This window comes from Enterobacter sp. C3_dUdeg, from assembly GCF_057536195.1.
This window is the reverse complement of the sequence record NZ_BAAKFX010000004.1, coordinates 209874-228587: the sequence shown is the minus strand read 5'-3', so window position 1 is coordinate 228587 and position 18714 is coordinate 209874. Positions and strand designations below refer to the sequence as shown.

General features: G+C 57.1%; 20 protein-coding genes. 12 read left to right on the top strand and 8 right to left on the bottom strand.

The genetic code is table 11. The features are described 5' to 3' along the window. Positions 1-5 precede the first annotated feature (5 nt). The 3 genes from AC27FC_RS13140 to AC27FC_RS13130 all read right to left on the bottom strand — a co-directional run bounded on the left by AC27FC_RS13140 (position 6) and on the right by AC27FC_RS13130 (position 3596). Positions 6-1295, bottom strand: coding sequence for an arsenic transporter (locus AC27FC_RS13140; RefSeq protein WP_196354679.1), 1290 nt, complete (start codon positions 1293-1295; stop codon positions 6-8). 40 nt (positions 1296-1335) lie between these two features. Continuing rightward, entirely contained in the window at positions 1336-1656 is a 321-nt protein-coding gene (locus tag AC27FC_RS13135) for a metalloregulator ArsR/SmtB family transcription factor (RefSeq protein ID WP_033145039.1), read from the bottom strand. Positions 1657-1910: 254 nt separating this feature from the next. Then, positions 1911-3596: an aspartate:alanine antiporter gene (locus tag AC27FC_RS13130; protein WP_014169303.1), complete on the bottom strand. Its 1686-nt coding sequence runs from the start codon at positions 3594-3596 to the stop codon at positions 1911-1913. Between the two features lie 273 nt (positions 3597-3869). Between AC27FC_RS13130 and AC27FC_RS13125 the strand changes: the two genes are divergently transcribed. Further along, positions 3870-4244: an inner membrane protein YbjM gene (locus AC27FC_RS13125; RefSeq protein ID WP_033145040.1), complete on the top strand. Its 375-nt coding sequence runs from the start codon at positions 3870-3872 to the stop codon at positions 4242-4244. A 30-nt stretch (positions 4245-4274) separates the two neighbouring features. Here the strand turns inward: AC27FC_RS13125 and AC27FC_RS13120 are convergent, their stop codons facing one another. Then, entirely contained in the window at positions 4275-4544 is a 270-nt protein-coding gene (locus tag AC27FC_RS13120; protein ID WP_006809455.1) for a GrxA family glutaredoxin, read from the bottom strand. Positions 4545-4728: 184 nt separating this feature from the next. On the opposite strand from AC27FC_RS13120, the gene nfsA reads away from it, so the two are divergent. From nfsA to AC27FC_RS13065, 11 genes are all read left to right on the top strand, one after another. Further along, positions 4729-5451, top strand: a complete 723-nt coding sequence (gene nfsA / locus AC27FC_RS13115; RefSeq protein ID WP_033145041.1) for a nitroreductase NfsA — start codon at positions 4729-4731, stop codon at positions 5449-5451. 69 nt (positions 5452-5520) lie between these two features. Further along, complete coding sequence (gene rimK / locus AC27FC_RS13110) at positions 5521-6423, top strand: 30S ribosomal protein S6--L-glutamate ligase (RefSeq protein ID WP_033145042.1); 903 nt, start codon at positions 5521-5523, stop codon at positions 6421-6423. Between the two features lie 188 nt (positions 6424-6611). Next, positions 6612-7088, top strand: coding sequence for a YbjN domain-containing protein (locus AC27FC_RS13105; protein ID WP_014169308.1), 477 nt, complete (start codon positions 6612-6614; stop codon positions 7086-7088). Between the two features lie 352 nt (positions 7089-7440). After that, a complete protein-coding gene (potF, locus tag AC27FC_RS13100; RefSeq protein WP_023335062.1) occupies positions 7441-8553 on the top strand; it encodes a spermidine/putrescine ABC transporter substrate-binding protein PotF in 1113 nt (370 codons plus the stop codon). Positions 8554-8696: 143 nt separating this feature from the next. Next, entirely contained in the window at positions 8697-9830 is a 1134-nt protein-coding gene (gene potG / locus AC27FC_RS13095; protein ID WP_024907855.1) for a putrescine ABC transporter ATP-binding subunit PotG, read from the top strand. 10 nt (positions 9831-9840) lie between these two features. Beyond that, positions 9841-10794 carry a putrescine ABC transporter permease PotH gene (gene potH / locus AC27FC_RS13090; RefSeq protein ID WP_033145043.1) on the top strand — a complete coding sequence of 318 codons (954 nt, stop codon included), beginning with the start codon at positions 9841-9843 and terminating at the stop codon, positions 10792-10794. Beyond that, the gene (potI, locus tag AC27FC_RS13085; protein WP_029739447.1) at positions 10791-11636 is read left to right on the top strand and encodes a putrescine ABC transporter permease PotI; all 846 of its coding nucleotides are present in this window, start codon (positions 10791-10793) and stop codon (positions 11634-11636) included. The genes potH and potI overlap by 4 nt, the downstream gene beginning before the upstream one ends. Before the next feature lie 65 nt (positions 11637-11701). Further along, a complete protein-coding gene (locus AC27FC_RS13080) occupies positions 11702-12175 on the top strand; it encodes a YbjO family protein (RefSeq protein ID WP_023310935.1) in 474 nt (157 codons plus the stop codon). 40 nt (positions 12176-12215) lie between these two features. Further along, complete coding sequence (rlmC, locus tag AC27FC_RS13075; protein WP_064672194.1) at positions 12216-13343, top strand: 23S rRNA (uracil(747)-C(5))-methyltransferase RlmC; 1128 nt, start codon at positions 12216-12218, stop codon at positions 13341-13343. A 72-nt stretch (positions 13344-13415) separates the two neighbouring features. Beyond that, positions 13416-14123, top strand: coding sequence for a response regulator transcription factor (locus AC27FC_RS13070; RefSeq protein WP_048979684.1), 708 nt, complete (start codon positions 13416-13418; stop codon positions 14121-14123). Further along, positions 14107-15576: a sensor histidine kinase gene (locus AC27FC_RS13065; RefSeq protein WP_196354678.1), complete on the top strand. Its 1470-nt coding sequence runs from the start codon at positions 14107-14109 to the stop codon at positions 15574-15576. Before AC27FC_RS13070 ends, AC27FC_RS13065 begins: the two co-directional genes overlap by 17 nt. Before the next feature lie 80 nt (positions 15577-15656). Here the strand turns inward: AC27FC_RS13065 and artJ are convergent, their stop codons facing one another. The 4 genes from artJ to artI form a co-directional block, all read right to left on the bottom strand. Next, positions 15657-16388: an arginine ABC transporter substrate-binding protein ArtJ gene (gene artJ, locus AC27FC_RS13060; protein WP_021240923.1), complete on the bottom strand. Its 732-nt coding sequence runs from the start codon at positions 16386-16388 to the stop codon at positions 15657-15659. A 195-nt stretch (positions 16389-16583) separates the two neighbouring features. Beyond that, on the bottom strand, positions 16584-17252 hold the full coding sequence (gene artM / locus AC27FC_RS13055; protein ID WP_033145048.1) for an arginine ABC transporter permease ArtM: 669 nt from the start codon (positions 17250-17252) through the stop codon (positions 16584-16586). After that, complete coding sequence (artQ, locus tag AC27FC_RS13050) at positions 17252-17968, bottom strand: arginine ABC transporter permease ArtQ (protein WP_023310941.1); 717 nt, start codon at positions 17966-17968, stop codon at positions 17252-17254. The genes artM and artQ overlap by 1 nt, the downstream gene beginning before the upstream one ends. A gap of 6 nt (positions 17969-17974) precedes the next feature. Then, a complete protein-coding gene (gene artI / locus AC27FC_RS13045) occupies positions 17975-18706 on the bottom strand; it encodes an arginine ABC transporter substrate-binding protein ArtI (RefSeq protein ID WP_033145049.1) in 732 nt (243 codons plus the stop codon). Between the last annotated feature and the right edge of the window lie 8 nt (positions 18707-18714).

Sequence of the window (18714 nt, the reverse complement as noted above, 5' to 3'; positions counted from 1 at the left end):
GCTCATTACAGTGTGAAGGAGAGACGTAGCGCCAGCGCGGCGAGCGTCACAAACAGGACCGGCAGCGTCATAACGATGCCCGTCCGGAAATAGTAGCCCCTGGTGATCGTCATGTTTTTCTGCGCCAGCACGTGGAGCCAGAGCAGGGTGGCGAGGCTGCCGATAGGCGTGATTTTCGGCCCCAGATCGCAGCCAATCACGTTGGCGTAAATCATCGCTTCCTTAATCAATCCTGTCGCCGTACTGCCCTCGATGGAGAGCGCGCCAATCAGCACCGTGGGCATATTGTTCATTATGGATGACAGAAACGCGGTGATGAACCCGGTTCCCAGCGTGGTGGCCCACAGACCGTGTCCGGCCAGGCTATCCAGTACGCCTGAGAGATATTCCGTCAGCCCGGCATTGCGCAGGCCATACACCACCAGATACATCCCCAGCGAGAAGATGACGATTTGCCACGGCGCGCCGCGCAGCACTTTTCCGGTGTTTATCGCATGTCCGCGTTTTGCGACAGCGAATAAAATCAGCGCGCCGACGGTCGCGATGGCGCTGACCGGAATGCCGAGAGGTTCAAGCACAAAGAAACCGACGAGCAGAAGCAGCAGGACGATCCAGCCCGTTCTGAACGTCGGGAGATCGTGAATGGCCCGCGCGGGCTCGCGGAGTTTTGCCAGGTCATATTCCGGGGGGATTTCCTTGCGAAAGAACAGATGCAGCATCACCAGCGTTGCGGCAATCGCGGCGATATCTACCGGGATCATCACCGAGGCGTACTCGCTGAACCCCAGCTTAAAGAAGTCTGCCGACACGATGTTGACCAGGTTCGACACAATCAGCGGCAGGCTGGCGGTGTCGGCGATAAAACCTGCTGCCATCACAAACGCCAGCGTGGCCTGCTTGCTGAACCCCAGCGCCAGAAGCATGGCGATGACGATAGGGGTCAGGATCAGCGCCGCACCGTCATTGGCAAACAGCGCCGCCACGGCTGCGCCCAGCAGCACGATATACGTAAACAGCAATCGCCCGCGACCGTTCCCCCAGCGGGCAACGTGCAGCGCCGCCCACTCGAAAAAGCCGGACTCATCCAGCAGCAGGCTGATGATGATGACGGCAATGAACGTTGCCGTGGCGTTCCAGACGATATTCCACACCACAGGTATATCGTTAATGTGAATCACGCCGCTGGCCAGCGCCAGCACGGCGCCAATGCTGGCGCTCCAGCCGATACTGAGCCCTTTGGGCTGCCAGATGACCAGTACCAGCGTAAACAGAAAAATAGCCCCTGCCAGAAACATCTTCTACTCCGTTATATCTGTTTTTGTGAATGTGTTTTGCCTAGCACGAGCCTGAGAGTCGGTTTTTAAGCTTCATGCGCGTCTCGTCCCGCAGGCAGTTCCAGCTGTTGTCGATAACGGTTGCCGCCCATGCAGGCATGTTGGGAGACAAACGGTAATAGACCCACTTCCCCTCGCGACGGTCGATAACCAGCCCGGACTCGCGCAGCAACGCCATGTGGCGGGAGACTTTAGGCTGCGACTCGGTGGTTGCGGAGCAGAGATCGCATACGCACAGCTCGCCCGCTTCGCGGAGCAGCATAACGATGGCGAGCCGCGTTTCGTCGGAGAGGGTTTTGAAGAGCTGGAGTGGGTGGAGCATGGGCGTTCCTGCAGGTGGAATGATTTATATATGTTTAATCATATATGTTTTGATTGCAGGATAGAAGCGGAGATGAGCGGTACGGGAATTTCAGGCAACAAAAAACCCATCAACCTTGAACCAAAACGGCGGGGTTGATGGGCTCCACAAATTGGGGACATCAAAGAAAAGCAGTGGCACTAGTTATGACTGCCCCCTGATAAAAAAGTTCTGCGCGTAACGAAAATAATTTTCCCCGCGCGCAAACTTAGGAGTTATCCGAGTCCAGGCCAGATGATGATGATCAGCGTACCCGCCAGCGTGAGCAGCACGTTAGCGATAGCGTACGTGCCCGCATACCCCAGCGCCGGGATGTTGCTGCGCGCGGTATCGCTGATGATTTCCATGGCCGGCGCACAGGTACGCGCGCCCATCATTGCCCCGAAGAGCAGGGCGCGGTTCATGCGCAGCACGTAGGCGCCGAACAGGAAGCAGATCACCACCGGCACCAGGCTAACGATAAGTCCGGAAACCAGCATCTGCCAGCCGACGGCGCCCAGGCTGTGGCCGATACCGCTTCCCGCGCTTAAGCCGACGCCTGCCATAAAGACCATCAGACCGAACTCTTTCACCATGTTCAGCGCGCCCTGCGGAATGTAGCCGAAGGTCGGGTGGTTGGCTCGCAGGAAGCCCAGCATGATCCCGGCGAACAGCAGCCCGGCGGCGTTACCGATGCCGAAACTGAAGTTGCTGAACTGGAAGGTGATCATCCCGATCATGAGGCCAACAATAAAGAAGGCGCAGAAGGCCAGCAGGTCGGTGACCTGGCTGTGAATGGAGATAAAGCCGATGCGGTCGGCAACGGTTTTCACGCGTCGCGCGTCGCCGCTGACCTGCAAAACATCGCCTTTGTTGAGCACGACGTTATCGTCGATAGGCATCTCAATCTGGCTGCGGATCACGCGGTTGAGGAAGCAGCCGTGGTCGGTCAGCTTCAGCTGCGCCAGACGTCGGCCCACGGCGTTATGGTTTTTCACCACGATCTCTTCGGTGACGATACGCATGTCGAGCAGGTCGCGGTCGAACACCTCTTTGCCGTTACGGAAGCTCGGGTCGAGACGGGCGTGGGCGTCCGGATAACCCACCAGCGCGATGTCGTCGCCCATCTGCAGCACCGCGTCGCCGTCCGGGTTCGCCAGAATGCCGTTGCGGCGGATACGTTCGATATAGCAGCCCGTCTGGCGATAAATCCCCAGCTCGCGCAGGTTTTTGCCGTCAGCCCATGCCACCAGCTCTGGACCGACGCGATAGGCGCGGATCACCGGGAGATAGACTTTACGTTTGGAATCGGTATCGAGACCGCGCTCGCGCGCGATTTGCTGGGCGCTGGTCTGCAGATCCTGATGCTGAAGTTTTGGCAGGTAGCGCGCGCCGACGATCAGGCTCACCAGACCAATCAGATAGGTCAGGGCATAGCCCAGGCTCAGGTGGTCGAGGGCGGTAGAAAGCTGCGCGCCGGCCATACCGGAATGGCGCAGGGTATCACCGGCACCCACGAGCACGGGGGTGGAGGTCATGGAGCCTGCCAGCATACCGGCCGTTAACCCGATATCCCAGCCAAACAGTTTACCCAGTCCTAACGCGATCAGCAGCGCGCTGCCGACCATCACCAGCGCCAGCATCAGATAATTTTTGCCGTCGCGGAAGAAAATTGAAAAAAAGTTCGGTCCCGCTTCCACGCCAACACAAAAAATAAACAGCATAAAGCCTAAGTTGAGCGCGTCCGTGTTAATGCTGAAGTGCTGCTGGCCTAATAATAAGGAGACGACTAAAACGCCAATGGAATTACCAAGTTGAACTGAACCCAGGCGCAATTTACCCAGGCAAAGGCCCAGCGCCAGTACCACAAATAATAACAGGATGTAATTCCCATTTAACAAGTCTGCGACGTTTATATTCACGGAGGCTAACTTCTTGTTTACCAGTAAGTTGTTGAATGAAAGGACTATTTGGGCTACTGTTTTCTGAGCCAGGGAACGTGTTCAACCCTCCCTGTTACCTAATTTATTCCCTAAAACATTAGCTGGCCGATAGTTTAATCGTATTAGCTACTGACAGCTACCTATTATCGCATCACCCTGTGCGTACTTTGGCAAGGATTGCCGCATTGCTTTATCTGACTGGGCGTCTACCCGACGAAGGTGTATTTGATAGAGATAAGTCAGGAGGATAGTTTGAACATTAAACGAAACTGGGCGGGGGTGATCAGCTGCTTTTTGCTGTTTACCGTCGTGTGCATGTCGCTCGCTTTTAATGTGAAGGGGGCATTCAGGGCTGCCGGACACCCGGAGCTGGGGCTGCTCTTTTTTACCCTGCCGGGAGCGGCAGCCAGTTTTCTTTCCCGTAAAGGGGAGGTGGTCAAGCCGCTTATTGGCGCAATGCTGGCGGCACCGCTGTGTCTGCTGCTGATGCGCATGCTGTATGTATCAACGCGAAGTTTCTGGCAGGAGATGGCGTGGTTGCTGAGCGGCGTCTTCTGGTGCGCCCTCGGCGCGCTGTGCTATTTGTTTGTATGCAGCCTGATTAAGCATCGACGGCACCACAAATAAAAACGCCCTCCGGGTGAGGGCGTCTTCGCATTACTGGGCGGCAAACAGGCCCAGATGCTCTTTGGCGTAAGCTTCAAAGTCAGTGCAACCGCCGATGTGTTTCTGATCGAGGAAGATCTGCGGTACGGTTTCAACCGGCTTGCCGACGGTTTTTTCGAGATCCGCTTTGGTGATGCCTTCCGCGTGGATGTCCACGTAGCGGAAGTTGAAGTCATCGCGCTCTTCGGTCAGTTTCTCAGCCAGCTCTTTCGCGCGCACACAGTAAGGGCACCCTGGACGACCAAAAATTACTGCAAACATTTCTCTCTCCTCAAAAAACAAGCCTGACGGCGAATAGGACATATAGTGCCCGATAACCTGTCGCCATTAAAGAAGGTTTCGCCTGTCGCTTTGATACAGTAAGGCTATGTTTCGCCAATTACACCGCGCAAATCATTGCCTATACTGGCTGCCATACGGTTTAAGCAAGACAAAGAGAGACAAGATGACGCCAACCATAGACCTGCTCACATCCCACCGTTCCATTCGCCACTTCACCGACGAGCCGATTACCGAGGCGCAGCGCGAAGCGATTATTAACAGCGCCAGGGCGACCTCCAGCTCCAGCTTTCTGCAGTGCAGCTCGATTATCCGCATTACCGACCCGGCCATGCGTGAACAGCTGGTCGCGCTGACCGGCGGACAGAAGCATGTGGCCCAGGCCGCGGAGTTCTGGGTGTTCTGCGCCGACTTTAACCGCCACCTGCAGATCTGCCCTGAGGCCGAGCTGGGGCTGGCCGAACAGCTGCTGCTGGGCGTGGTGGATACCGCGCTGATGGCGCAAAACGCCTTTACGGCGGCGGAGTCGCTGGGGTTGGGCGGTGTCTACATCGGCGGCCTGCGTAATAACATCGAAAGCGTGACCGAGCTGCTGAAGCTGCCAAAACACGTCCTGCCGCTGTTCGGCCTGTGCCTCGGCTGGCCGGCGGATAACCCGGATCTGAAGCCGCGCATTCCTGCCGCCATGCTGGTGCACGAAAACCACTACCAGCCGGTCGATCAGGACGTCCTGAATCAATATGATGAAGAGCTGGCGAACTACTACCTGACGCGCGGCAGCAATAACCGTCGGGATACCTGGACTGACCATATTCGTCGCACCATCATTAAAGAAAACCGCCCGTTTATTCTTGATTACCTGCACAAACAGGGCTGGGCGACGCGATAGTCCATTCCGCCTGCGCCTGCCTGCGTATATGATATGCAGGCTTTTTCCATGTCTTCAGAGAGGTGCAGGGTGAAAATTGCCATATTGTCCCGGGATGGAACGCTCTATTCATGTAAGCGCCTGCGAGACGCGGCGGCGAAACGCGGGCATCAGGTTGAGATCCTCGACCCGATGTCCTGCTATATGAACATTGACCCGGCCGCCTCGTCGATTCACTACAAAGGCCGCAAGCTGCCGCACTTTGATGCCGTGATCCCGCGCATCGGCTCCCAGATCACCTATTACGGCACCGCCGCGCTGCGCCAGTTTGAGATGCTGGGCAGCTATCCGCTCAACGAATCCGTCGCCATTTCGCGCGCCCGCGACAAGCTGCGCTCGCTGCAGCTCCTCGCCCGTCAGGGGATCGATCTTCCGGTTACGGGGATTGCCCATTCACCGGACGACACCAGCGATCTTATCGATATGGTGGGCGGTGCGCCTTTGGTCATCAAGCTGGTGGAAGGCACGCAGGGCATTGGCGTGGTGCTGGCGGAAACGCGTCAGGCGGCGGAGAGCGTGATTGATGCCTTTCGGGGCCTCAATGCCCACATCCTGGTGCAGGAGTACATCGAAGAGGCGAAAGGGCGCGATATTCGCTGCTTCGTGGTCGGCAATGAAGTGGTGGCGGCCATCGAGCGCCAGGCGAAAGAGGGCGATTTCCGCTCTAACCTTCACCGCGGCGGCGTGGCGCGGGTAGCTGATATTAGCGATCGCGAACGTGAAATTGCCGTAAAAGCGGCGCAAACCCTGGGGCTGGACGTGGCGGGCGTAGACCTTCTGCGAGCGACGCGCGGGCCGCTGGTCATGGAGGTGAACGCCTCGCCGGGGCTGGAAGGCGTAGAAAAAACCACAGGTGTCGATATTGCGGGTAAAATGATCGCATGGATCGAGCGTCATGCCACGCCGGGCTACTGTCTGAAAACGGGCGGTTAAATGGTATTGAACGCACTTTTTGCGTAATCTATACCCTAAATAATTCGAGTTGCAGGAAGGCGGCAAGGGAGTGAATCCCCTGGAGCTTACATTAGTAAGTGACTGGGGTGAACGAGCGCAGCCAACGCACATGCAACTTGAAGTATGACGGGTATATGCGAAGTTTTTAATTAAGAGGCTGCACAGCGATGGATTTACAGGTCGTACCTACACTGGATACGTTACGTCAATGGCTTGATGATGCCGGAATTACGTTCTTCGAATGCGATTCCTGCCAGGCGCTGCATCTGCCTCATATGCAGAATTTCGACGGCATTTTCGATGCCAAAATCGATCTCATTAACGACGTGATCCTTTTCTCCGCGCTGGCCGAAGTGAAGCCCTCCGCGCTGCTGGCGCTGGCCTCCGACCTGTCAGCGATCAACGCCAGTTCTTTGACGGTGAAAGCATTTCTCGACATACAGGATGATAATCTGCCGAAACTGGTCGTTTGCCAGTCTTTATTCTCCGGTGCCGGACTGTCGTTCAAGCAGTTCTCCTGGTTTATGCGCTTGAGCGAAGAGCAAATTTCCATGGTCATGATGGAAGCCAATGCACACCATCTGCTGTATAGCGCGGAAGATGATGCAGAGAATAATGATGCATCTCCCAATTTTCTTCACTGAACCTGTCTGACTTTTGCGCAGTCGCTGCCATAGCGGCTGCATAAGGCCATTTTTTCTGCTGCTTTTAACCTTTCTTTAAAGAATTTTTCACCTCCCTGAAGGCCGTTTCGGCTTATCACGTAGACATAACCTGCATAAAAAATTGATAAAAGGCGTTTTTTCGTCTGGGCTATAGCCGGAGACACGGGCTACAGTTATTCTTGCGATGCTTAAAAAAAGCGAGCGGAAGCTGCCGGGTAAAGAGGTTTCTTTTTATTTTGGGCAGAGCGACAAACTATGCATGATTATTGCATATCTTCAGATTGCACAGTTTTAGTTCGTTTGTTAACGAGCTTTCAGAAGGAATAAAGATATGATCGCCTTGAATAAAAAATGGTTATCGGGTCTGGTTGCGGGTGCTCTGATGGCCGTCTCTGCCGGCACGCTCGCTGCGGAACAAAAAACGCTGCACGTTTACAACTGGTCTGACTATATCGCGCCGGACACGGTGGCGAATTTTGAAAAAGAGACCGGCATTAAAGTGGTCTACGACGTATTCGATTCCAACGAAGTGCTGGAAGGAAAGCTGATGGCGGGCAGCACCGGGTTTGATCTCGTGGTGCCTTCCGCAAGCTTCCTCGAGCGCCAGCTGACGGCAGGCGTCTTCCAGCCGCTGGACAAGAGCAAGTTACCGAACTGGAAAAACCTCGATCCGGAAGTGCTGAAGCTGGTGGCGAAGCATGACCCGGACAACAAATACGCCATGCCTTACCTGTGGGCGACCACCGGTATCGGCTACAACGTGGATAAAGTCAAAGCGGTGCTGGGGCCGGACGTCAAGCTGGACAGCTGGGACGTGGTGCTGAAGCCGGAAAACCTTGAGAAGCTGAAAAGCTGCGGCGTCTCCTTCCTCGATGCGCCGGAAGAGATTTTCGCCACCGTGCTGAACTACCTGGGCAAAGACCCGAACAGCAGTAAAGCCGATGATTACACCGGCCCGGCGACCGATCTGCTGCTGAAGCTGCGTCCAAACATTCGTTACTTCCACTCGTCTCAGTACATTAACGACCTGGCGAACGGCGACATCTGCGTCGCGATCGGCTGGGCAGGGGACGTGTGGCAGGCGGCTAACCGCGCGAAAGAGGCGAAAAACGGCGTGAACGTCTCTTACTTCATTCCGAAAGAGGGGGCGCTGGCCTTCTTTGACGTCTTCGCGATGCCGGCTGATGCGAAAAACAAAGACGAAGCCTATCAGTTCCTCAACTACCTGATGCGTCCTGAGGTGATCGCCCACATCAGCGACCACGTTTACTACGCGAACGGTAACAAGGCCTCCGTGCCGCTGGTAAGCGAAGAAATCCGTAACAACCCGGCTATCTATCCGCCAGCGGATGTGTTCGCCAAGCTCTTCACCCTGAAAGTTCAGGATCCAAAAATTGACCGCGTGCGTACCCGCGCGTGGACCAAGGTGAAAAGCGGTAAATAACGGCGTTGGGTATTGTTGCCCGGTGGCGCTGTCGCCTACCGGGCCTGTACAACCCGTAGGCCGGGCAAGCGTTAGCGCCGCCCGGCGATGCGCACCCTGACGGTGCGTTTGCACCAGTACTGATCTATGCCGGAGAACACCCCGTGAATGACGCGATCCCCCGCCCGCAGGCGAAAGTCCGTAAAGCGCTGACCCCGCTTCTTGAAATTCGTAACCTCACCAAATCTTTCGATGGCCAGCATGCCGTGGACGACGTCAGCCTGACTATCTATAAAGGCGAAATTTTTGCCCTCCTGGGAGCTTCTGGCTGCGGAAAATCGACCCTGCTGCGTATGCTGGCCGGTTTTGAACAGCCCACCGCCGGGCAAATCATGCTTGATGGCGTGGATCTCTCCAGCGTGCCGCCGTATCAGCGCCCGATTAACATGATGTTCCAGTCCTACGCGCTGTTCCCGCACATGACGGTGGAGCAGAACATCGCCTTTGGCCTGAAGCAGGACAAGCTGCCGAAGGCCGAAATTACCGCGCGCGTGGCCGAGATGCTGAGCCTGGTGCACATGCAGGAGTTCGCGAAGCGTAAGCCGCACCAGCTCTCCGGCGGCCAGCGCCAGCGCGTGGCTCTGGCCCGCAGTCTGGCAAAACGCCCGAAATTATTGTTGCTCGATGAGCCGATGGGCGCGCTGGATAAAAAACTGCGCGACCGTATGCAGCTCGAAGTGGTGGATATCCTCGAGCGCGTGGGGGTGACCTGCGTGATGGTGACCCACGACCAGGAAGAAGCGATGACCATGGCCGGACGCATCGCGATCATGAACCGCGGGAAGTTCGTGCAGATTGGCGAGCCGGAAGAGATTTATGAGCACCCGACCACCCGCTACAGCGCGGAGTTTATCGGCTCGGTCAACGTCTTCGAAGGGCTGCTGAAAGATCGTCAGGAGGATGGCCTGGTCATCGAATCGCCGGGGCTGCAGCATCCGCTTAAGGTCGATCCGGATAACTCCGTGGTGGATAACGTGCCGGTCTACGTCGCGCTGCGTCCGGAGAAGATCATGCTCTGTGAGGATCCGCCTGCCGATGGCTATAACTTTGCCGTGGGCGAAGTGGTGCACATTGCCTACCTGGGCGATCTGTCTATCTACCACGTGCGGCTGAAAAGCGGGCAGATGCTCAGCGCGCAGCTACAGAACGAACATCGCTACCGCAAGGGGCAGCCAACATGGGGTGACGAAGTGCGCCTGTGCTGGGATGCTGACAGTTGCGTCGTGCTGACGGTATAAGGAGCTGCAAATGAGTGCACTTGAACCTCCAGCTCGCGCAGAAAAGCCGGGCGGTTTTGCCCAGTGGCTAACGCGCTTGCAGATGAACCACGGCCGCAAGCTGGTGATTGCCATGCCGTATGTGTGGCTGATCCTGCTGTTCCTGCTGCCGTTCCTGATTGTTTTCAAGATAAGCCTGGCGGAAATGGCGCGGGCGATCCCGCCCTATACCAACCTGCTGGACTGGGCCGACGGGCAGCTGACGCTGACGCTTAATCTCGGCAACTTCCTGCAGCTCACCGACGATCCGCTCTATTTCGAAGCGTATCTGCAGTCGCTGCAGGTGGCGGCGATTTCGACGCTCTGCTGTCTGGTGATGGGCTACCCGCTGGCGTGGGCGGTGGCGCACAGCAAACCGTCGACGCGTAACATCCTGCTGCTGCTGGTGATCCTGCCGTCGTGGACCTCGTTCCTGATCCGCGTTTACGCCTGGATGGGGATCCTGAAAAACAACGGCGTGCTGAACAACTTTCTCATGTGGCTCGGGGTTATCGATCAGCCGCTGACGATCCTGCACACCAACCTCGCGGTCTATATTGGCATCGTGTACGCCTATCTTCCGTTTATGGTTCTGCCGATCTACACGGCCCTGACGCGTATTGATTACTCGCTGGTGGAAGCGTCGCTCGATCTTGGCGCCCGTCCGTTAAAAACCTTCTTCAGCGTGATTGTCCCGCTGACCAAAGGCGGCATTATCGCCGGGTCAATGCTGGTCTTTATCCCGGCGGTAGGGGAGTTTGTGATCCCTGAACTGCTCGGCGGCCCTGACAGCATCATGATTGGCCGCGTGCTGTGGCAGGAGTTCTTCAATAACCGCGACTGGCCGGTGGCCTCGGCGGTAGCGATTGTGATGCTCCTGCTGCTGATCGTGCCGATCATGTGGTTCCACAAGCATCAGCAGAAACAGATGGGAGACCACGGATGAACAACTTACCGGTAGTGCGCTCCCCGTGGCGGATAGCGATCCTGGTGATCGGCTTTACCTTCCTGTATGCGCCGATGCTGATGCTGGTGATCTACTCGTTCAACAGCTCTAAGCTGGTAACGGTCTGGGCGGGCTGGTCGACGCGCTGGTACAGCGAGCTGTTCCACGACGATGCGATGATGAGCGCGGTGGGGCTGAGCCTGACCATTGCTGCCCTTGCGGCGACAATGGCGTCGGTGCTGGGCACGATCGCCGCGCTGGTGATGGTACGCTTCGGGCGTTTTCGTGGCTCAAACGGGTTCGCCTTTATGATCACCGCGCCGCTGGTCATGCCGGACGTGATCACCGGTCTCGCGCTGCTGCTGCTGTTCGTGGCCCTGGCGCACGCCATCGGCTGGCCGGCGGATCGCGGCATGCTCACCATCTGGCTGGCGCACGTCACCTTCTGTACGGCCTACGTGGCGGTTGTGATCTCCTCGCGCATGCGCGAGCTGGATCGCTCCATTGAAGAGGCGGCGATGGATCTTGGCGCGACGCCGCTGAAGGTCTTTTTCATCATTACCCTGCCGATGATTATGCCGGCGGTGATCTCCGGCTGGCTGCTGGCGTTTACGCTGTCGCTGGACGATCTGGTTATCGCCAGCTTTGTCTCCGGACCGGGCGCGACGACGCTGCCTATGCTGGTCTTCTCCAGCGTGCGCATGGGAGTCAACCCGGAGATCAACGCCCTGGCTTCCATCATCCTCGGCGTGGTCGGAATTGTCGGATTTATCGCCTGGTATTTGATGGCGCGCGCGGAAAAACAGCGCGTGCGCGATATCCAGCGTGCAAGACGCGGCTGAAGGATTTAAAATTTCCAGTGAAGTGCCGCGCATGACGCGGCACTGTTTTTCAGGGAAGTAAAACATTGGGATTATTAAAAAAATCACGTACTACGCACGCGCGTCCTAACGTACCTGCTCTGGTTCAGGTGGCGGCGCTCGCCATTATTATGATCCGCTGCCTGGACGTGCTGATGATTCTGAACACCCTGGGCGTGCGCGGCATCGGTGAATTCATTCACCGCAGCGTGCAGACGTGGAATCTGACGCTGGTCTTTTTGAGCAGCCTGGTGCTGGTGTTTATCGAGATCTACTGCGCGTTTTCGCTGGTCAAAGGGCGCAACTGGGCGCGCTGGGTCTATCTGCTGACGCAAATTACCGCCGCCAGCTATCTGTGGGCCGCCTCGCTGGGATACGGTTACCCGGAGCTGTTCAGCATTGCCGGGGAATCCAAACGCGAGATCCTGCGCGCGCTGTTTATGCAAAAACTTCCGGATATGCTGGTGCTCTGTCTACTCTTCGTTCCGGCCTCAAGCCGGCGGTTCTTCCGCCTGCAATAATGTGTATAATCGCAGCCCTCGTGATTCTTAAGGTTTTCATATGCAGTGCGCACTCTATGACGCCGGACGCTGCCGCTCCTGTCAGTGGATAGAACAGCCGGTCTCTCAACAACTCACCGCCAAAATGGCCGACCTGCAACAGCTGCTGGCAGCACAAGCGGTGGGCGAGTGGTGCGCACCCGTCAGTGGCCCGGAGCTGGGCTTTCGTAATAAGGCCAAAATGGTGGTCAGCGGCAGCGTTGAAAAACCGCTGCTGGGAATGCTGCACCGCGACGGCACGCCGGAAGACCTGACCGGCTGCCCGCTGTATCCCGCCTCGTTTGAACCCGTCTTTGCCGCGCTGAAACCGTTTATCGCGCGTGCAGGGTTAACGCCTTACAGCGTCGCCCGCAGGCGCGGCGAGCTGAAGTACCTTCTGCTGACGGAAAGCCAACTCGACGGCGGCATGATGCTGCGCTTCGTGCTGCGCTCGGAAGCCAAGCTGGAGCAGCTGCGCGCGGCGCTGCCGTGGCTGCAGGAACAGCTGCCGCAGCTGAAGGTCATTACGGCGAATATTCAGCCGGTGCATATGGCGATCATGGAAGGGGAGAAAGAGATTTTCTTCACCGACCAGCACGCGCTGGCCGAAAGCTTCAACGGCGTGCCGCTGTGGATCCGCCCGCAAAGCTTCTTCCAGACCAACCCGACCGTGGCAAGCAGCCTGTACGCCACCGCCCGCGACTGGGTTCGTGCGTTAAACGTCCATCATATGTGGGATCTCTTCTGCGGCGTGGGCGGCTTTGGCCTGCACTGCGCCACGCCAGAGATGCAGCTCACCGGAATAGAGATTTCTGCCGAAGCAATAGCCTGCGCGAAACAGTCCGCCGCCGGGCTGGGGTTAACGAATCTGCACTTCCAGGCGCTGGACTCCACGCAGTTTGCGACCGGCCAGGGCAACGTGCCGGAGCTGGTGCTGGTCAACCCGCCGCGCCGCGGCATCGGCAAGGCGCTGTGCGACTACCTGAGCCAGATGGCGCCCGAGTACATCGTCTATTCCAGCTGTAACGCCCAGACCATGGCGAAAGACATCGCCAGCCTGCCGGGCTACCGCATTGAACGCGTTCAGCTTTTCGATATGTTCCCGCATACCGCGCATTATGAAGTGTTGACGTTGCTCGTGAAATCTTAAACAAAATGTGAACTCTTCCCCCGCTCGAAATCAGGTAAGCTTACGTCATAAGAAATGATTGAAGGCTTACCCATGAAGCAGATCCTGCTGGTGGAAGACGACCACGATATCGCGGCGCTTCTGCGACTCAATTTAGAAGACGAAGGCTATGCCATCACCCACGAGCCCGACGGGGGCAAGGCCTTACAGCGTCTTGAAAAACAGCCGTGGGATGCGGTGATCCTCGACCTGATGCTGCCCAGCGTTGACGGTCTGGAGATTTGCCGCCGTATCCGTCAGATGACGCGCTACCTGCCGGTGATCATCATCAGCGCCCGCAGCAGCGAGACCGACCGCATTACCGGGCTGGAAACCGGCGCCGATGATTATCTGGCTAAGCCGTTTTCGGTGCAGGAACTCATTGCGCGCATAAAAGCGCTGTTCCGTCGTCAGCAGGCGATGGGGCAGGCGCAAACCGACGGTCAAATTCAGGCCCACGGTCTGACCATCGATCCTCTGGCGCGCAGCGTGCTGCTTCACGGTCAGGTGGTGGATCTCACCCCGCGCGAGTTCGAGCTGCTGTACTTTTTTGCCCGTCATCCCGGCGAGGTCTTTTCGCGTCTGGCGCTGCTGGAGCAGGTCTGGGGCTATCAGCACGAAGGCTATGAGCATACCGTTAACACCCATATCAACCGCCTGCGCATCAAGATTGAGAAGGACGCCGCCGAGCCGGAGATTATTCGCACCGTCTGGGGCAAGGGCTATAAATTTGCGGAGCCAAATCATGATGCGCCGCTTTAGCCTGAGTCAGCGCCTGACGCTGCTGTTCATTCTGCTGATGATGCTCTGCGCCACCGTCGCCTGCGCCGTGCAGCTCTACACCAGTACGCAGTACGGTAACGCGATGGTGCAGCGGCTGTCGGGCAGGCTGGCGCAGCAGATAGTCCAGCGTGAACCGATTCTGGACGCGCAGGGCAGGGTCGACCGAAGGGCTCTCAAGCCGCTGTTCGATCGGCTGATGACCTTTAATCCGAGCGTTGAGCTGTACGTTGTCTCCCCGGACGGCGATATCCTGGCCGATGCCGCACCGCCGGGCCACATTCAGCGGCAAAAAATCGATCTGGCACCGGTTCAGACCTTCCTGAGCGGTACCGCCATACCGGTCCTGGGCGACGATCCTCGGAGTCAAAATAAAAAGGTCTTTAGCGCCACGCCGCTGCGGCAGGACGGCGAGCTTAAGGGCTACCTGTACATTATTTTGCAGGGCGAAGAGTCAAACGCCCTGGCGGAAATGGCCTGGCATAAGGCGCTGTGGAGCACGGTGCTGTGGTCATTGCTGTGGGTCGCGCTGTTTGGCCTGCTGGCAGGTTTACTGATCTGGTACTGGGTCACGCGCCCGGTAAAACAGCTGACGGTGGAGCTCGCCGGGCTGGAGCAGGACAGCATCAGCGCTATCAGACAGCTGGCGGCGCAGCCGTCGGACGCGGCGGCAAAGGATGAAGTGGCGATCCTGCGCAACAGCTTTATCGAGCTGGCACGCAAAATCACCCGCCAGTGGGACCAGCTGGCCGACAGCGATCGCCAGCGCCGGGAGTTTATCGCCAACATTTCGCACGATCTCCGTACGCCGCTGACCTCGCTGCTGGGCTATCTGGAAACTCTGTCGCTAAAAGCCGCAACGCTGACGCCGCAGGAGCACCAGCAGTATCTCGCCACCGCGCTGCGTCAGGGACAAAAAGTCCGTCATCTTTCGCAGCAGCTGTTCGAGCTGGCGCGCCTTGAGCACGGCGGCATTAAGCCGCAGCGCGAGCGTTTCGCGATGGGGGAGCTGATTTCCGACGTGGCGCAGAAGTTTGAGCTCACCGCCCGCACGCGAGAAGTGAATCTGCATATTGACGTGCCGGGACCGCTGCCGCTGATTAACGCCGACGTGTCGATGATCGAACGCGTGGTGACCAACCTGCTCGATAACGCGATGCGCCATACGCCATCTGGCGGGGAAATTCGTCTGGCGGTCTGGCAGGAGAATGAACGGCTTCAGGTCGAAGTGGCTGACAGCGGAACGGGCGTGGATGCCTCGCTGCGCGACGATCTGTTCCAGCGGCCATCGGCGTTGAACACCCAGGCATCGCGGGAGAATCGCGGCGGACTGGGGCTGTTAATCGTGAAACGTATGCTGGAGCTGCACGGCGGTGGGATCAGGCTGATGGAGTCGGTGAGCGGGGCGCGGTTCAGGTTCTTTGTGCCGTTGTGAGAGAGTGCCGGGTGGCGGCTTCGCCTTACCCGGCCTACAGACTACCACCCCCGTAGGCCGGGCCACCCGGCAAAAAAATCTTACTGCGGGAACCACTGCTCGCTGATTTTCTGATACGTACCGTCAGCTTTAATCGCTTTCAGCGCGCCGTTCAGTTTTTCCAGCAGGGCCTTGTTATCCGGACGTACCGCGATGCCCAGACCCGTGCCGAAGTACTGCGGATCGGTCACTTTCTCGGTTGCGGTGCCCAGCTGCGGATTGGTTTTCAGCCATTCGTTCACCACGGCGGTATCGCCGAACACACCGTCGATGCGGCCATTTTTCAGGTCGATAATCGCGTTCTGGTAGCTGTCATAAGCCACGGTTTTTACTTCAGGATGTTTGTCCTGGAGGTATTTCTGGTGCGTGGTGCCGTTTTCCATCCCGATGCGTTTGCCTTTCAGCTGATCGAAAGAGGTATAGGCGCCTTTCTTCGCAATCACGACCGCCGAGTTGGCGTAGTACGGGTCGGTGAACGCAACCTGTTTGCTGCGCTCAGGCGTGATGTCCATCCCGGAGATCACCGCGTCGTATTTTTTGAATTTCAGCGACGGGATCAGGCTGTCGAAGGCATGGTTGGTAAAGGTGCAGTCGGCCTGCATTTGTTTGCACAGCGCTTTCGCCAGGTCAATGTCGAAACCCACGATCTGGTTGCTGGCATCCAGCGATTCAAACGGCGGATAGGTGGCGGACACGCCAAAATTGATTTTATCAGCTGCGGATGCGCCAGCGGCGAAGGTGGCGAGCAATGCGGCCAGAACTAACTTTTTCATTGTAATACTCCCGTCTGTCTTATTTATGCGCCGTGTCTGCGGCATGGATGTACAATGCCATTTAATGAATTTGTATGCAATATATATGAGTAAATATTTATACTTGGATAAAAAAAAGCGGATAACCAAAAAGTTATCCGCATTGATTAATCACATTTATGCACTTCTTGCCGGGTGGCGCTGCGCTTACCCGGCCTACGATCTGCGCTCAAACGCCAGCGCTTTACGCTCGATCAGGCGCATCATCAGCGTCAACAGGCCGTTAACCACCAGGTAAACCACGCCAGCCGCGCCGAACACCATCACGTCATAGGTGCGCCCGTACAGCAGCTGTCCGTGACCCATCACCTCCATCAGGGTGATGGTGTAGGCCAGAGAGGTACTCTTGAACACCAGCACCACTTCGTTGGAGTAAGAGGAGAGCGCGCGCTTAAAGGCGTATGGCAGCAGGATCGCCAGCGTGTCCTTCTTGCTCATGCCCAGCGCTCCGCAGGACTGCCATTGTCCTTCCGGAATGGCGCGGATCGCCCCGTAGAACAGCTGGGTGGTATAGGCCGCACTGTTCAGCGAAAGGGCAATCAGGGCACACAGCCACGGTTCAGAAAGCAGATGCCAGATAACCGGATACTCCTGCAGCGACGGGAACTGGCCCGGGCCGTAGTAAATCAGGAAGATCTGCACCAGCAGCGGCGTACCGGTAAACAGGGTGATGTAGCCGCGCACAATCCACACCAGCACCGGCGTTTTCAGCGTCAGGATGATGGTGAAGATAAGGGCCAGGATCAGCGCCACGATAATGGACGCCACGGTCAGCGTCAGGCTGGTGTGCAGCCCTTTCATCAGCTCGGGGAAATATTCAAGCATCAGCCTGGTCTCCGTTCAAAGCGCGTCGCACGCAGGTCAATACGCTTGAGGATGTACTGACTGAGCAACGTGATCACCAGGTAGATAGCCGCCGCCACAATGTACCAGGTAAAAGGCTCCTGGGTACGGGTGGCGATGCTTTTGGTTTGCAGCATCAAATCGTTAACGCTGATCAGGCTCACCAGCGCGGTATCTTTCAGCAGCACCAGCCACTGGTTGCCGAGGCCCGGCAGGGCATGGCGCCACATCTGCGGCATGACCAGACGGAAGAAGATGGCTGACTTCGACAGACCTAACGCCTGACCCGACTCCCATTGACCCTGCGGCACGGCTTTCAGCGCACCGCGCAGGGTTTGCGACGCGTACGCGGAGTAGAGCAGGGAGAGGGCAATCACGCCGCACAGGAACGGGCTGACGTCGAAGTTTTCAATCTGCATCTGCACCGGGATTTGCGCAAAGCCAAGATTGATCGTAAAACCGTCCGACAGCGTCAGCAGCAGCTGTGAGGAGCCGAAATAGATAAACAGGACCACCAGAATTTCCGGAAGCCCACGCAGCACGGTGACCAGCGCGGAGCCTGTCCAGGCGACGGGGAACCATTTCGCGGATTCCCACACCGCAAAGAACATCGCCAGCACGAGGCCGATAATCAGTGCGCAAACGGCAAGGCCGACGGTCATCCCGGCGGCGCTTGCTAAAGGAAAAATTTCATTCATCAGGAATTACTTCTGGAACCATTTTTTGTAGATGGTTTCGTAGGTGCCGTCTTTCTTCACTTTTTCCAGCGCAGCGTTGAATTTCTGCTGCAGCTCAGTGTTGCCCTGACGAACGGCAATCCCCAGACCGGTACCGAAGTAATCCTTATCGGTCACTTTGTCGCCCACTGGCGCCAGTTTATCGTTGGCTTTCAGCCACTCGGTTACGACCGCGGTATCACCAAATACGCCGTCGATACGGCCATTTTGCAGATCCAGCTTCGCGTTCTGGTAGCTGTCATACGGAACGGTGGTGATTTCCGGATGTTTATCCATGATGAATTTCTGGTGCGTGGTGCCGTTCTGCACGCCAACTTTTTTGCCTTTCAGCTGATCGACAGAGGTGAATTTACCTTTCTGACCAATGAACAGGGCGGAGTTGTCGTAGTAAGGCGTAGAGAACAGCACCTGCTTTTCACGCTCCGGGGTGATGTCCATACCGGCCATCACGGCGTCGATACGGCGGAACTTCAGGCTTGGAATCAGGCTGTCGAACGCCTGGTTGCTGAAGGTACAGGTCGCGTCGATCTCTTTACACAGGGCGTTAGCCAGGTCCACGTCGAAGCCAACAATTTTGTTGTTCGCATCAATGGACTCAAACGGAGGGTAAGAGGCTTCCGTGGCGAAACGAATGGTCTGAGCTGCGGTAGCGGAAAGGGTAACGCCAGCAAGCAGCACGGCAAGTAATACTTTTTTCATTATATTTC